Source organism: Deltaproteobacteria bacterium (genome assembly GCA_016183175.1).
GTDB lineage: Bacteria > UBA10199 > UBA10199 > UBA10199 > SBBF01 > JACPFC01.
Window position 1 is genome coordinate 1 of the sequence record JACPFC010000042.1, and the last position, 12,978, is coordinate 12,978.

At 55.4% G+C, this 12,978-nt stretch carries 13 protein-coding genes; 3 read left to right on the forward strand and 10 right to left on the reverse strand.

Annotated features, from left to right (window positions below; all coding sequences use genetic code 11):
- Positions 1-222: heavy-metal-associated domain-containing protein (locus HYU99_05150; protein ID MBI2339736.1), on the reverse strand; the 222-nt coding region annotated here is incomplete at its 3' end.
- A gap of 82 nt (positions 223-304) precedes the next feature.
- Here HYU99_05150 and HYU99_05155 point away from each other — a divergent pair.
- Positions 305-2,401 carry a copper-translocating P-type ATPase gene (locus HYU99_05155; protein MBI2339737.1) on the forward strand — a complete coding sequence of 699 codons (2,097 nt, stop codon included), beginning with the start codon at positions 305-307 and terminating at the stop codon, positions 2,399-2,401.
- A gap of 2 nt (positions 2,402-2,403) precedes the next feature.
- Here HYU99_05155 and HYU99_05160 read toward each other — a convergent pair whose 3' ends face one another.
- Complete coding sequence (locus tag HYU99_05160) at positions 2,404-3,420, reverse strand: cation:proton antiporter (GenBank protein MBI2339738.1); 1,017 nt, start codon at positions 3,418-3,420, stop codon at positions 2,404-2,406.
- A 111-nt stretch (positions 3,421-3,531) separates the two neighbouring features.
- Here HYU99_05160 and ilvB point away from each other — a divergent pair, with 111 nt between their 5' ends.
- Both ilvB and HYU99_05170 read left to right on the forward strand, forming a co-directional pair.
- On the forward strand, positions 3,532-5,328 hold the full coding sequence (gene ilvB, locus HYU99_05165) for a biosynthetic-type acetolactate synthase large subunit (GenBank protein MBI2339739.1): 1,797 nt from the start codon (positions 3,532-3,534) through the stop codon (positions 5,326-5,328).
- Between the two features lie 47 nt (positions 5,329-5,375).
- Complete coding sequence (locus HYU99_05170) at positions 5,376-5,750, forward strand: hypothetical protein (GenBank protein ID MBI2339740.1); 375 nt, start codon at positions 5,376-5,378, stop codon at positions 5,748-5,750.
- A gap of 52 nt (positions 5,751-5,802) precedes the next feature.
- On the opposite strand, the gene tsaB is transcribed toward HYU99_05170, so the two are convergent.
- From tsaB to HYU99_05210, 8 genes are all read right to left on the reverse strand, one after another.
- Positions 5,803-6,501: a tRNA (adenosine(37)-N6)-threonylcarbamoyltransferase complex dimerization subunit type 1 TsaB gene (tsaB, locus tag HYU99_05175; protein MBI2339741.1), complete on the reverse strand. Its 699-nt coding sequence runs from the start codon at positions 6,499-6,501 to the stop codon at positions 5,803-5,805.
- Complete coding sequence (rseP, locus tag HYU99_05180; protein ID MBI2339742.1) at positions 6,501-7,889, reverse strand: RIP metalloprotease RseP; 1,389 nt, start codon at positions 7,887-7,889, stop codon at positions 6,501-6,503. The genes tsaB and rseP overlap by 1 nt, the downstream gene beginning before the upstream one ends.
- Positions 7,890-7,980: 91 nt before the next feature.
- Entirely contained in the window at positions 7,981-9,153 is a 1,173-nt protein-coding gene (locus HYU99_05185; GenBank protein MBI2339743.1) for a 1-deoxy-D-xylulose-5-phosphate reductoisomerase, read from the reverse strand.
- A 62-nt stretch (positions 9,154-9,215) separates the two neighbouring features.
- A complete protein-coding gene (locus tag HYU99_05190) occupies positions 9,216-10,013 on the reverse strand; it encodes a phosphatidate cytidylyltransferase (protein ID MBI2339744.1) in 798 nt (265 codons plus the stop codon).
- Positions 10,010-10,708 (reverse strand): di-trans,poly-cis-decaprenylcistransferase, encoded by a 699-nt coding sequence (gene uppS, locus HYU99_05195; protein MBI2339745.1) that lies wholly within the window; start codon positions 10,706-10,708, stop codon positions 10,010-10,012. Before uppS ends, HYU99_05190 begins: the two co-directional genes overlap by 4 nt.
- 4 nt (positions 10,709-10,712) lie before the next feature.
- Complete coding sequence (frr, locus tag HYU99_05200; GenBank protein ID MBI2339746.1) at positions 10,713-11,270, reverse strand: ribosome recycling factor; 558 nt, start codon at positions 11,268-11,270, stop codon at positions 10,713-10,715.
- Between the two features lie 3 nt (positions 11,271-11,273).
- Positions 11,274-11,981 (reverse strand): UMP kinase, encoded by a 708-nt coding sequence (locus HYU99_05205; protein ID MBI2339747.1) that lies wholly within the window; start codon positions 11,979-11,981, stop codon positions 11,274-11,276.
- Between the two features lie 66 nt (positions 11,982-12,047).
- Positions 12,048-12,974 (reverse strand): elongation factor Ts, encoded by a 927-nt coding sequence (locus tag HYU99_05210; protein ID MBI2339748.1) that lies wholly within the window; start codon positions 12,972-12,974, stop codon positions 12,048-12,050.
- Positions 12,975-12,978 lie beyond the last annotated feature (4 nt).

Sequence of the window (12,978 nt, forward strand, 5' to 3'; positions counted from 1 at the left end):
CATTCCTGTTTTGGAATCAATTTCGGCCGAAAGGGCCAGATCCTTGACCGCTTCTTTCACCTTTGCCTCGCACGACCCGCAGGTCATCCCCTCGATTTTCATTTCGCACGATTTGGTTGCGGCGGCCTCGGGTGTCTTTGCCTCGGGTTCGGCGGCTGTCGCGGCTGAGGCAAATCCAAAACTAAGCAGGAAAACAAGAGCGATTGTGTCGATGAATTTCATAGATTCCTCCGTTGGGGGGGTATATTACCGAATATTTATGGATGCGCAAGATCCAAACAGCCATTCCTCATGGACCTGCCCCATGCACCCCGAGATTGTGCGGGATAAGCTTGGGAGCTGTCCCCTTTGCGGCATGGCCCTGGAGTTGCGGACTCCCTCTGCCGAACCGGAGGAGAATGCGGAACTCAAAGAAATGTCGCGGCGCTTCCGGGTCAGTTTGGTTCTGTCCATTCCGCTTGTTGCCATCGCCATGAGCGATTTTCTGCCGGGCGTTTTTTTCCATCGACTGATGACTTTTCGTTGGATTGGCTGGTTTGAGTTGGCCCTTGCCTCGCCGGTGGTTTGCTGGGGGGGATGGCCCTTTTTTGTCCGGGGCGTTCAATCGGTCAAAAACAAAAGCCTCAACATGTTCACGCTGATCGGCCTCGGTGTGTTTGTTGCCTATGGATACAGTCTCGTCGCGGCGCTCTTTCCGTCCCTATTTCCCCCTTCTTTCCGAAATGCCGGGGGAATGGCGGCGGTTTACTTTGAAGCGGCGGCGGTGATTGTGACGCTGGTGCTCCTGGGGCAGGTGCTTGAGCTGAAGGCGCGAAGCAAAACAGGGAAGGCCATCAAGTTGCTTTTAGGGCTTGCCCCAAAGACCGCTCGCCGTTTGCACGCCGACGGAACCGAGGAGGACGTTCCGCTCGATCACGTCCATGTCGGCGATCTCCTTCGCATTCGGCCCGGTGAAAAAGTTCCGGCTGACGGCGTGGTGACGGAGGAGAGCAGTTTAGTGGATGAATCGATGGTGACCGGCGAGCCGATACCCGTTTCAAAAAAAGCGGGTGACCGCGTCATCGGCGCCACCGTCAATGGCACCGGCTCTTTGGTCATGCGGGCCGAAAAGGTCGGCGCCGAAACCCTTCTGGCGCAAATTGTCCGGATGGTCTCCGAGGCGCAACGAAGCCGGGCGCCGATCCAGAAATTGGCCGATGTCGTCTCGGGTTATTTTGTTCCGGCTGTTGTCTTCACTGCGGCGGTCACTTTTATCGTCTGGGGATGGATTGGACCTGAACCAAGAATGGCCCACGCCCTGATTAATGCGGTGGCCGTTTTGATCATCGCCTGCCCCTGCGCGCTCGGCTTGGCCACGCCGATGTCGATCATGGCGGCCACAGGAATTGGGGCGACGATGGGGGTCCTTTTCAAAAGCGCCGAGGCGATCGAGACAATGCGGAAGGTGGACACGCTGGTTGTCGACAAAACAGGAACCCTGACGCTCGGAAAACCGAGGCTTCTGTCATCCGTGGCGGCACACGGCTTCAGCGAGAACGAATTGCTGAAATTTGCGGCCGGCGTGGAACGGGCCAGCGAACATCCTCTGGCGGCGGCGATTACGGCGGGAGCCTCCGAAAAGGGAATCGGTCTTGAAAAAGTGGAAAATTTTGAATCTCTAACCGGCAAGGGGGTGCGGGGCCGGGTTGGCGGAAAGACGGTCGCCGTGGGAAATAAAAAACTGCTTGAGGATCTTAAAGTGGAGGCCGGTTCGCTTCTTTCTCTGGCGGAAAACATGAGGGGAGATGGCCAGACCGTGATGTTTGTCGTGGTGGATGGAAAACCGGCCGGCCTCGTGGGCGTTGCCGATCCGATTAAAGAGACGACACCGGATGCGATCCGCAAAATTCACGCAGAGGGAATCCGCGTAGTCATGCTGACCGGTGACAGCAGGACGACGGCCCTGGCTGTGGCCAAAAAACTTCAAATCGACGATGTGATGGCGGAGGTGCTCCCCGATCAGAAAGTGGAGGTGATCAAAAAATTGCAAAAAGAGGGACGTTTTGTCGCCATGGCGGGAGACGGCATCAATGACGCCCCCGCCTTGGCGCAGGCGCATGTGGGAATCGCCATGGGGACCGGCGCCGATGTGGCGATGGAGTCGTCGGGCGTGACGCTGGTCAAGGGGGACCTTCGCGGCATTGTCCGTTCGCGGGTGTTAAGCCGGGCCGCCATGCAAAACATCAGGCAAAATCTCTTTTTTGCGTTTATCTATAATGCGCTCGGCGTTCCGATTGCGGCCGGGGCGCTTTACCCTTTTTTTGGAATTCTTTTAAGCCCCGTCATTGCCGCCGCGGCGATGAGTTTTTCTTCGGTCTCGGTGGTGGGCAATTCCCTGCGTCTTCAACGGATAAAAATTTAGGGTCATTCGCCGATCCGCCCCAGCATGATGCCGGCGCCGATCGCCATGGCCGGCGGCACTTTTAAAATCAAAAGAATCCCGGCCAGCAAGGCCATCTTGATGCCTGGAATCAGCAGACAAAAAAACAGAACGTGTCCCGCATGCCCCGCCACATAAGGGAGATCGACCAGCATCCCGATGGAGACGAAAAAAAGGGCGTTGAACCCGTATCGAAGCGGGCGGATTTCGGAGAGCGCCTCCACCTGATATTCGGTGGAACCGACAATCAACCCCCCCAGAAAGGCGCCGAGGGCAAAAGAAAGACCGAACCGGTCGGTGAGCCAGGCCAGACCGAGCGCAAAAACAATGATGGTGATAAGGAAAACCTCCCGGCTTTTGGCGCCGGAAATCCGGCGCAGGAGGGGACCGGCCAGCCGGCGGATGAAAAGAAAAACAACCAGGCCGAGTAAAAGCAAAACAGCCAGTTTTTTCCCGACAATCGCGCCGACCGCCTCAAACGACCCACTGCGGCCCAAGAGGGGGAGAAAGGCCATCATCGGCACCACCGCCAAATCCTGAAGGATAAGAATGCCGGTGGCCACGCGGCCCGGAACCGAATCGTGCAGCCGGCGCGAAATCAACGATCCGAGAACAACGGCAGTGCTGGACAGGGCAATGATGCAACCGAAGTAGATCCCCTGTTCCATCGGCCATGAGGCAAATCGGCCGATCAAGGCGCCCGCAACGATGCAAAAAACAATCTGCAAAAAACCCCCTGTCATCACGGAGGTCCGGTGCCTTGCAAAATGGGCCAGCGAGAATTCAAGTCCGATGGCAAAAAGGAGGAGGGTGACGCCGACATCGGCCAGAATGTTGATCTGCTCGGCCTCGTGGATCAGCTTGAAACCCGACGGGCCGATGAGGGTTCCGGTTAAAATAAAACCGACAATCGGGGGGAGGCGGACAAGCCTTAAGAGTAGAACAACCGGCACCGTCACCAGAAAAACAAGAAGGATATCGCGTAAAATCAGTTCGCCCATGAGTTTTTTGCAACAAAGGATTCGATATAGCAGATACCGGGCAAAGGTTGAACAATTTCCGTTGGGAAAATCCCCTTGTCAGGCAATAGCAGAAACTGTATGAGAAAAACGATGGAAAACATCCAGCAATTTTCAGCTGTTGCGCCTGCGACCCCTTATGCGGCCCGGGCCGGAAATAAGCCGATGAAGGGGCGGGACATCATCGTTTGTGCGCTGGAAAGGGAAGGGGTGGAGGTGATCTTCGGCTACCCCGGCGGCGCCTCGATGGAAATCCACCAGGGGCTTACCCTCTCCAAAAAAATCCGGATGGTCCTGCCGCGGCACGAACAGGCGGGGGCCTTTGCCGCCTGCGGTTACGCGCGGGCGACCGGAAAACCGGGAGTCTGCCTCGCCACCTCGGGGCCGGGGGCCACCAACCTTGTTACCGGAATTATGGACGCCAAGATGGATTCGGTCCCGCTGATCGCCATCACGGGGCAGGTGCCGACCACGATGATGGGGGGAGACGCCTTTCAGGAAACCGACATCGTCGGCGCCACCTTCCCCTGCGTCAAGCACAGTTATCTCGTCAAGGACGTGAACCTGATCCCGGCGATCATCAACGAGGCCTTCACCATCGCCCGGACCGGCCGGCCGGGGCCGGTACTCATCGACTTTCCAAAGGACATTCAACAGCAGGAGATTGTTCCCGACTTCAACCGCCGGATTCACCGCCCCGGTTATCATCCCGACATTGCCCCTCCGCAAAAAGAGGTTCTGGAAGCGGCGCGAATGATTTCCCGGGCCAAACAGCCAATCATCTATGCCGGAGGGGGAATCATAACGGCGGAGGCCTCGGAAGAGCTCCGCGCTTTTGTCCACAAAACAAAAATTCCCATAACGACCACCGTCATGGGACTCGGGTGTTATCCGGAGAATGATCCCCTTTCTTTGCGGATGTTGGGAATGCACGGCGCTGTCTACGCCAACATTGCCATGAACAAGGCGGATCTCGTTATCGCCCTCGGCGTCCGTTTTGACGACCGGGTCACCGGAAAACTCTCGGAATTTTGCAAAGGAGCCAAATTCATTCATGTGGACATCGACGCGAGCGAGCTGAACAAAAATATCAAGGTGGATGTGCCGATTCAGGCCAACGTCAAGGATGTCCTCCGCCGGTGGAACGACATCGTAAAGGCGGGCGAAATTGAAGAATGGCACGCGCAGATCGAGGCCTGGAAAAAGGAGTTTCCGCATCACTATAAAAAATCGTCCAGGGCGATCAACCCGCAGTTTGTCATCGAGCAGTTGGCCAAACTTGCCCCAAAAGACTCGATTGTCTCGGTCGGCGTCGGCCAGCATCAGATGTGGGCCGCCCAGTTTTACGGCTTTCACACCCCGCGCGCCTGGCTTTGCTCTTCCGGCCTTGGCGCCATGGGATTTGGGCTTCCGGCGGCGATGGGGGCGCAGATCGCATTTCCCAGGCGCACCGTCATCGACATCGACGGTGACGGGAGTTTCTTGATGAACATTCAGGAGCTTCAAACCCTCCGGCAGGAAAAAATTCCGGTCAAGGCCATTGTGCTCAACAACAAATACCTCGGCATGGTGGCGCAGTGGGAGGACCGATTTTACAAATCGGTCCGCGGCCATACCTACATCGGCGAGGCCGCATTCGCCGAAATCGCCGACGCCTTCGGCATCAAAGGGGCCACCGTCACAAAACCCTCTCAAGTTGTCCCCGCCTTGAAGAAGATGCTCGCCCACAAGGGGCCGTATGTTCTCGACGTCAAGTGTCCGTACGACGACAAAACGCACGGCCATGTCATCCCGATGATCCCCGGCGGCAGGACTTATCTTGATACGATTCTTGTCGAGGGGATCACTTTGCGGGACTACTGGAAGAAAAAGGGAATTTTGCGGGAATAAATTTGCCGGTTGACAGCCGGTTCCGCTCTGCTAGCATTTGCTCCGCCGTGCCAAAGAAAAAACCGGATCAGACAAAACAGCAAAAAACACCGAAGCCCTCCGATATTCAGCATTATAACGCCATTCTCATTGAGGACTTGGAGTCAAAGTTTAATCTCGTCATTGAAAAGGTCGACGATATGGAGGGGCGGATCAACAACAAAATGGACAATCTCCATCAGGAATTGAAAGAAGAGATCAAAATCGGGACTGCGGCTCTGTCCTGCAGAATCGACGGCGTTGAAAAAAGGCTCGACACAAAAATCGACGGCGTTAAAAAAGACCTTGAAAAAAAAATGGATGATATCGGCGTCAAACTCGATACCCATATTGAGAAGTGCGAATCCGACATTTCCTTCCTGAAAAAAGCCTCGAACCTGTAAATCCAAAAGAGGTAAATTCTTTAAGCGATGAAGCAACGCAACTGAAAATGATCTACGGCTTGACCCCCTGAATTTTTCCCCCCAAACCCGGCTCCTGAAGATAGCGGATTCTTAAGCCCTCCGGCCGGATCGGTTTTATTTTTTCGTTGATGGCCAGAAAGCCGACCTGCGAGGCGCGGGGGAAGACATAATCAAGATAGATATTTTTTGGACCCGATCTGACGCCAAGGATTTCAAAACCGGGGCCGACAAAAAAGATTTTTTGTTTCAGTTTTTTTATTTTTGCCAAAAACCCTTCGGGTTCGTAAGTCGCTTGTTTGATTCTCTGCTTCACAGTCCTCCCTTTTCGCTGGTAGACCGCCCCGTAAACCCGCCCCCTCCCCCCCTTTATGACCGGCGCGATCAAAACGCCGTCGCCGGCAACCCCAAGGGCCATAGCCTTCAGAGAGGATACCGGATAAATGGCAGAGCCGGTTCCACAGGCCAACCCCATCACCGTAGCCATCCCGACGCGCAGACTGGTGAACGAACCGGGCCCCACCGCCACGGCAAAGGAACGGATATCGGCAATTTTAAACTGCCGGGCATTGAGAATTTGATCAATGAGGGGAAGAAGTTTTTCGGAATGGGTGCGGCCTTGGGACACCGTCCCATCCGAGACGGCGACAATTTCTTCGAGCAATCGGCCCTCTTCAAAGAGGGCAACGCTTAAGTGTTTGGTTGAGGATTCGACGGCGAGAAGAAAGGACATTAAAAAATTCCCTTGATCTTTTCCCAGATATTCGAAAAACCCCACACGCTGTCCACGTCGTTGATGGTCACCAACAGCATGAGACCAAGTAGAAGCGCCAGGCCCACCTGCTGGGAGAACATCCGGACCTTCAGCGAAACCGGTTTGCGGCGGACCCCCTCGAGGACCATGAATAAAACGTGCCCCCCGTCCAAGACGGGGATCGGCAGAAGATTCAGGATGCCCAACTGCATGCTCAAGAAAGCGAGAAAGTAGAGAAACTCCCCCGCCCCCGATCTGGCCGCCATCGCCGAGGCCTGCGCAATCTGCACCGGCCCGCCGAGGGCCTTGTAGGAGAGTTGAAAGGTGAAAAGCCGCTTGAGGACATCAAGCGTCAGCCCCAACAGTTTGATATTTTCCCTTGTTCCCTCTTTCAAGGCCTCGAAAAGTCCGTATCTCTTTCGCGCAAAACCGGAAGGATCGATATATTTTGTAATGCCGATCACCCAGGCCTTCGCCCCTTCATGAAATTTGGGGGTCACCGTCACCGTGTTTTCGGCCCCGTTGCGCCGATAGGCAAGAGTGACCGCCGACCCCCCGCTTCCGCGGATGATCCCGGTCATTTCGGTCCAGCTGGAAACCGGTTTTCCATTCAAGGCGGTAATTTTGTCGCCGGCTTTCAACCCCGCTCCGCCTGCCGGGCTGTTGCCCGAAACATCGCCGACAATCGGGTCGTCCCCCCAAAAATAAAACGGCTCAATTCCCAGATAGCCGATCTTCTGTTTCGTCGCGGGCGAGTATTCGAGGCGCACCGGCATTTCGAGTTCCTTCCCGTTTCTTTTCACCGTCACGCGGGCCTCTTCCCCCGGATGAAGGCCGATCCAGTCCAGAAGGTCGGACCATTTTTTCACCCCGGCGCCGTCGATCCGCAGAATTTCGTCCCCCTTTTGGAGACCGGCCGATTCTGCCGGAGAACCCTCCTTCACCCCCAGAACAACGGGAGGTTTTTCGAGAATCACCGGAATCATCCGCCCCACCATGAAGACAACCGGCATGAGAACAAGGCAGAGAAAAAGATTCATCATGGGACCGGCAAAAACGGTCGCCAAACGGGAATGAAGCGGTCGGGCCGAAAAGGCGTCGGGAGAAGCCTGAATCTCCTTCGCCTTCGCCTCATCCCCCTCCGCCTCCGCCATCGGATCCTCCCCGTAGAGTTTCACATAACCCCCAAGAGGAATCGGAGCGATACGAAATTCGGTGCCTCCCCGCCTGAAACCGATGATTTTGGGACCAAAGCCGATGGAGAACCGCTCCACCCGGATTCCCGATCTGCGGGCGATGATGAAGTGCCCCCACTCGTGGACAAGAACAAGGATTCCCAACGCGATGATAAAATAGAAAATTGTCATTTGAAAAAAATTCCAAATTCCAAAATCCAAATTCCAAACAAACTACAAGTACAGAAACTCAAAAAAAATCTGTATTTGAATTTGGAATTTGTCATTTTGTTTGAGATTTGGAATTTGAGATTTGGAATTTTGTCCTTTCACGCGCCCACCGATCGGCCTCAAGAACATCTTCAAGGCTCTTCACCTCAAACGGCTGATGGGCCTGAATTGTTTTGTCGATGAGCCGGGGAATATCGGTAAACTTTATTTTATCCGCCAAAAAGGCGGCCACCGCCTCTTCGTTGGCCGCATTGAGAACCGCCGGAGAAGTTTTTCCCCTTCGCGCGACCTCATAGGCCGTCTTCAGGCAGGTGAATTTTTCAAAATCGGGCGGATAAAAAGTCAGCTCTCTTTTTTGGAAAAGATCGAGGCGGGGAACTCCGGTTTCAATCCGTTCCGGGTAGCTCAACGCATAGGCAATCGGCACCTTCATGTCGGGCAGGCCCATCTGGGCCATCACCGAGCCGTCGATATATTCGACCATCGAATGCACGATGCTCTGGGGATGCACGCAAATGTCGATTTTATCCACCGGAAGGTCAAAAAGCCAGCGGGCCTCCATCACCTCGAGCCCCTTGTTCATCATGGTGGCCGAATCGACGGTGATTTTGGCCCCCATCTTCCAGTTGGGATGGTTGAGCGCCTCTTTGACGGTGATTTGTCCGAACTCGGAGGCCGGCTTGTGCAAAAAAGGCCCCCCCGAGGCGGTCAGGATAAGCCGTTCCACATCCTCCCGCCTCTGTCCTTCCAGACATTGGAAGAGCGCCGAATGTTCGCTGTCAACCGGGAGAATCGTCACATTTTTCTTTACGGCCTCGCGCCGCATCAACTCGCCGGCAATCACCATGCTTTCCTTGTTGGCCAGGCCGACTGTCTTTCCCTGTTGAATGGCCTTTAATGTCGGCAAAAGACCGGCGGCGCCGACAATGGCGGAGATAACCATATCCGCTTCCGGGTGAGAGGCGACAAGCGAAGCCCCCTCGACCCCATGGACAATTTCAACCGTGTTCCGGCCGACGAGATTTCTCAATTCCCCGGCCTCGCCTTCGGACTTGACCGACACGATTTTCGGTTTGAGCTTTTGAATCTGGCCGCAAAGAACCTTAAGATTGGATCCGGCCGCCAAGCCGACGACCTGGAACCGGTCGGGATGACGCAAAACAAGATCGACCGTCGAGAGGCCGATGGAACCAGTGCTTCCCAAGATTGAGATTCGTTTAGTCATCATCGAGATAAATCCCCCTGTCCCCCCTTTGAAAAAGGGGGGTTGGGGGGGGATTTAGTCATTCACGAAAAATATTTCGCAAAATAATAAACCACCGGGCCGGTGAACAGAAGCGCATCCACGCGGTCCAACAAACCGCCGTGGCCCGGAATCAATCGGCCCGAATCCTTCACCCCAAAACCTCTTTTAATGAGCGACTCGCTCAAATCGCCCAACGGCCCGATGACCGCAATCGCGATGCAAACAATCACCAGAGGAGCGGTGGAAAAATCCGGCAAAAACAGAAAACGGACCACAAAGCCGGCGGAAACGGTGAAAACAACACCGCCGATCAACCCCTCGATCGTCTTCCCCGGTGAAATCCGCGGCGCCAGTTTGTGCCGGCCGATCCAACGGCCGACGACATATCCGCCGACATCGGACAAAACGGTTCCCGCCAGCATCAAAAAAAACCAGAACCGCCATTCGGGAAGTCCCCGCATCTTTCCCCAGAAGGAAAAAAGGACGCTTACGTACATGACGCCGAAATAAAAAAACGCCGCATGGCGAAAACGGACCATAAAATCGGCGGAACCGAAAAAATGAAGAACGAGCGTTGCCATCAGTGCCGCCGCAAACAGGGCCGGAAACCGGTCGGACGACCCGGCCCAAAAAATCAAAAGGGCGGTCATCCCCCCCCCCAATGCCAGGCCGCACGCTTTGATCCACAAAGGCTCCCCCCCGTTTGTGATGTTGAAATATTCCCACAGGCCGGCGAGCGACAAGACAACCACAACCCCCTGCACCCCTTCTTTGGGGGCGTAGAGAAGAAGGAGGATGACCGCTATGGCGACAAGAATGCCTGAAACCCACTGCGTCATAATTGCTCGCTGATTTTCCCGTACCGCCGCTCGCGCGTCCGGTATTCTTCAAGCGCTCTCATCAGATGTTCTTTGGTAAATTCCGGCCAGAAACATTCCTCAAAGACATATTCCGCATAGGCCCCCTGCCAGAGGAGGAAATTGCTGACACGGTGCTCGCCGCTGGTGCGGATGACCAGATCGACATCGGGAAGCCCCCGCGTGTCCAGATATTGTCCGAACGCCTCCTCGGTGATTTTTTCGAGCGGGCCGCCGGCGAGAATTTTTTTGGCCGCCCGGACAATTTCGTCGCGGGAGCCGTAGCTCAACGCCAGCGTCAAAACCATTTCATGCCGTTTATCCCCGGTGTCACGCATGACCTGTGCGAGAGTCTCATAAACATCGGCGGGGAGGCGCGAAAGGTCGCCGATGGCGTTCAACTTAATCCGGTTGTCGAGCATCTTTTGCCGTTTTTCCAGGAGAAAGGCCTTTAAAAAACGCATCAGGGCGGCGACCTCTTCGGGGGGGCGCTCCCAGTTTTCCTTCGAAAAGGCGTAGAGGGTCAGATACCTGATTCCGATGTCGCGGGCGGCGGTGATGATTTTTTCCGAGACGTCGATGCCGGTCCTGTGCCCCTCGATGCGGTTCAAACCGCGGGCCCTGGCCCATCGGCCGTTGCCGCCCATGATGATCGCGACATGTTCGGGGAGATTCATAAAATCAAACCTGCATGATCTCGGAGTCTTTTTTGGACGAGGCCTGATCGACTCTGGCGATAAAATCGTCGGTGAGCTTTTGAACCTCGTGGGAGGACTTTTTGTTTTCATCCTCCGTGATGCTTCCCTCCTTTTCGAGTTTCTTGAGCCTGTCGATCGACTCGCGCCGGGCGTGGCGGATCGCCACCCGGCATTCCTCCGCGTGGGTTTTGATGGATTTTGCCAGCTCGCGCCTGCGCTCCTCGTTCAAGGGGGGAATCGGAAGCCGGATTATTTTCCCGTCATTGATCGGCGTCAGGCCGATGTTGGCCTTTTCGATGGCCTTTTCGACATCGGGAATGAGCCTGTGCTCCCAAGGGGAAATGGTGATCAGCCGCGATTCCGGAACACCGAGGGTGGCCACCTGCGAAAGGGGGGTTGGTTGGCCGTAGTAATCGACGCGAACGTCGTCGAGAATGGCCAGTGATGCCCGGCCGGTCCGCAGACGCGAGAGCTCGCGCTGGAAAACCTCCAGCGCCTTTTCCATCCCCTTTTTTGTTTCGTCCAAAACCGGATTCATGATGATTCATCCCTTCACCAGCGTGCCGATTTTTTCTCCAAGCACCACCTTTTTCAGATTGCCCCGCTCAAAAAGATTAAACACGATGATCGGGAGGCTGTTGTCCATGCAGAGCGAAATGGAGGTCGAATCCATCACCTTGAGCCCCTTGTTCAAGACCTCCAGAAAGTTGAGCGATTCGAATTTCTTCGCCCCCTTTTCCTTCACCGGATCGCGGTCGTACACGCCATCGACCTTTGTTCCCTTCAGGATAACATCGGCCCTGATTTCCATGGCGCGGAGAGAGGCCGCTGTGTCGGTGGAAAAATAGGGGTTCCCCGTCCCGGCGGCGAAAATGACGATCCTCTTTTTTTCCAGATGGCGGATCGCCCGCCGGCGGATGTAGGGCTCCACCAGCTGGTGCATCTCGATGGCCGACAAAACACGGGTGAAAACCCCCAGGTTTTCCAGCGCCGCCTGGAGGGCCATGGAGTTCATCACCGTGGCCAGCATCCCCATGTAGTCGGCGGTCGCGCGGTCGATTTCCGCCGCCGAAACGCCGCGAAAAATATTGCCGCCGCCGATGACAATGGCCACCTCCACCCCCAGTTCAGCCACCTCCTTGATCTCCCCCGCCACCTTGCGGGCTGAATCGAGGGAAATGCCGAAACCCTCGGGGCCCATGAGAGACTCGCCGCCCAATTTCAACAGAATACGTTTGTATTTGGGCTTCATGTTCCGTGTAGGGGCGAATCTTGTATTCGCCCTCGATCATGGGCGATCACAAGGATCGCCCCTACATCATTTAATCATCTTCGCCACTTCCGCCGCAAAGTCGTCCTTTTTCTTCTCGATCCCTTCGCCCACCTGATAACGAACAAACGCAACAACTTCCAGCGACGGATCGACCTCCTTTAAAATCTGGCGCACCGTTTTTTTCCCTGATGGATCCTTGATAAAAATCTGGTCGTTCAGGCAGGTCTCACCGACAAACTTGGCGAATTTTCCTTCGATGATCTTTTCCAAAACCGCCGGTGGTTTGCCGCCAAGCGGCTTGCCGCCAAGCGGTTTTCCGGAGTTTTTCATCTGTTCGCGGTAGATCGCCTTTTCGGACTCCGCCACCTCCGGCGGGATGTCTTCCTTCCGCAAAAACTGCGGGTGCGAGGCGGCCACATGCATGGCGATGTCTTTGGCCAGATTTTCGCCGGCCCTGTTTCCCCTGATTTTCACCAGCACGCCGATCTTATTTCCCAGATGGACGTAGGTCCCCAACTTTTCTCCTTCAACTGCCGTCTGGATGGCCGCCCGGCGAAGGGAGAGCTTTTCACCGATTTTTGCAGTCAGCCTGTTTAAACGATCGGCGACTGTCTCTCCCTTAAGCGGCACGGCCAACAGCGCAGACACATCGGCCTGTTTTTGGGTCAGAGCCAATTCAGCCAGATCCTCGGCAAAACGGCGAAAATCGTCATTCTTGGCCACAAAATCGGTTTCGCAGTTTACCTCCACCAAAGACCCGGCCTTTTTATCCGCCGAAAGCCTTGAGGCGACAAGTCCGTCGGCCGCGATTCTTCCCGCTTTTTTGCCCAGGGCCTGAAGGCCCTGCTTGCGCAGATATTCGATGGCGGAATCGATGACGCCGGCCGATTCCGCCAAGGCCTTTTTGCATTCCATCATGCCGGCCCCGGTTTTTTCGCGAAGTTCCCTTACGAGTTGTGCATTGATAATCATTTCA

Coding starts and splice junctions, on each gene's coding strand:
- uppS (MBI2339745.1), bottom strand. CDS start 10,708: ATGAATCTCCCCGAACATGTCGCGATCATCATGGGCGGCAACGGCCGA.
- HYU99_05160 (MBI2339738.1), bottom strand. CDS start 3,420: ATGGGCGAACTGATTTTACGCGATATCCTTCTTGTTTTTCTGGTGACG.
- ilvB (MBI2339739.1), top strand. CDS start 3,532: ATGGAAAACATCCAGCAATTTTCAGCTGTTGCGCCTGCGACCCCTTAT.
- HYU99_05210 (MBI2339748.1), bottom strand. CDS start 12,974: ATGATTATCAATGCACAACTCGTAAGGGAACTTCGCGAAAAAACCGGG.
- rseP (MBI2339742.1), bottom strand. CDS start 7,889: ATGACAATTTTCTATTTTATCATCGCGTTGGGAATCCTTGTTCTTGTC.
- tsaB (MBI2339741.1), bottom strand. CDS start 6,501: ATGTCCTTTCTTCTCGCCGTCGAATCCTCAACCAAACACTTAAGCGTT.
- HYU99_05205 (MBI2339747.1), bottom strand. CDS start 11,981: ATGAAGCCCAAATACAAACGTATTCTGTTGAAATTGGGCGGCGAGTCT.
- HYU99_05185 (MBI2339743.1), bottom strand. CDS start 9,153: ATGACTAAACGAATCTCAATCTTGGGAAGCACTGGTTCCATCGGCCTC.
- HYU99_05190 (MBI2339744.1), bottom strand. CDS start 10,013: ATGACGCAGTGGGTTTCAGGCATTCTTGTCGCCATAGCGGTCATCCTC.
- HYU99_05155 (MBI2339737.1), top strand. CDS start 305: ATGCACCCCGAGATTGTGCGGGATAAGCTTGGGAGCTGTCCCCTTTGC.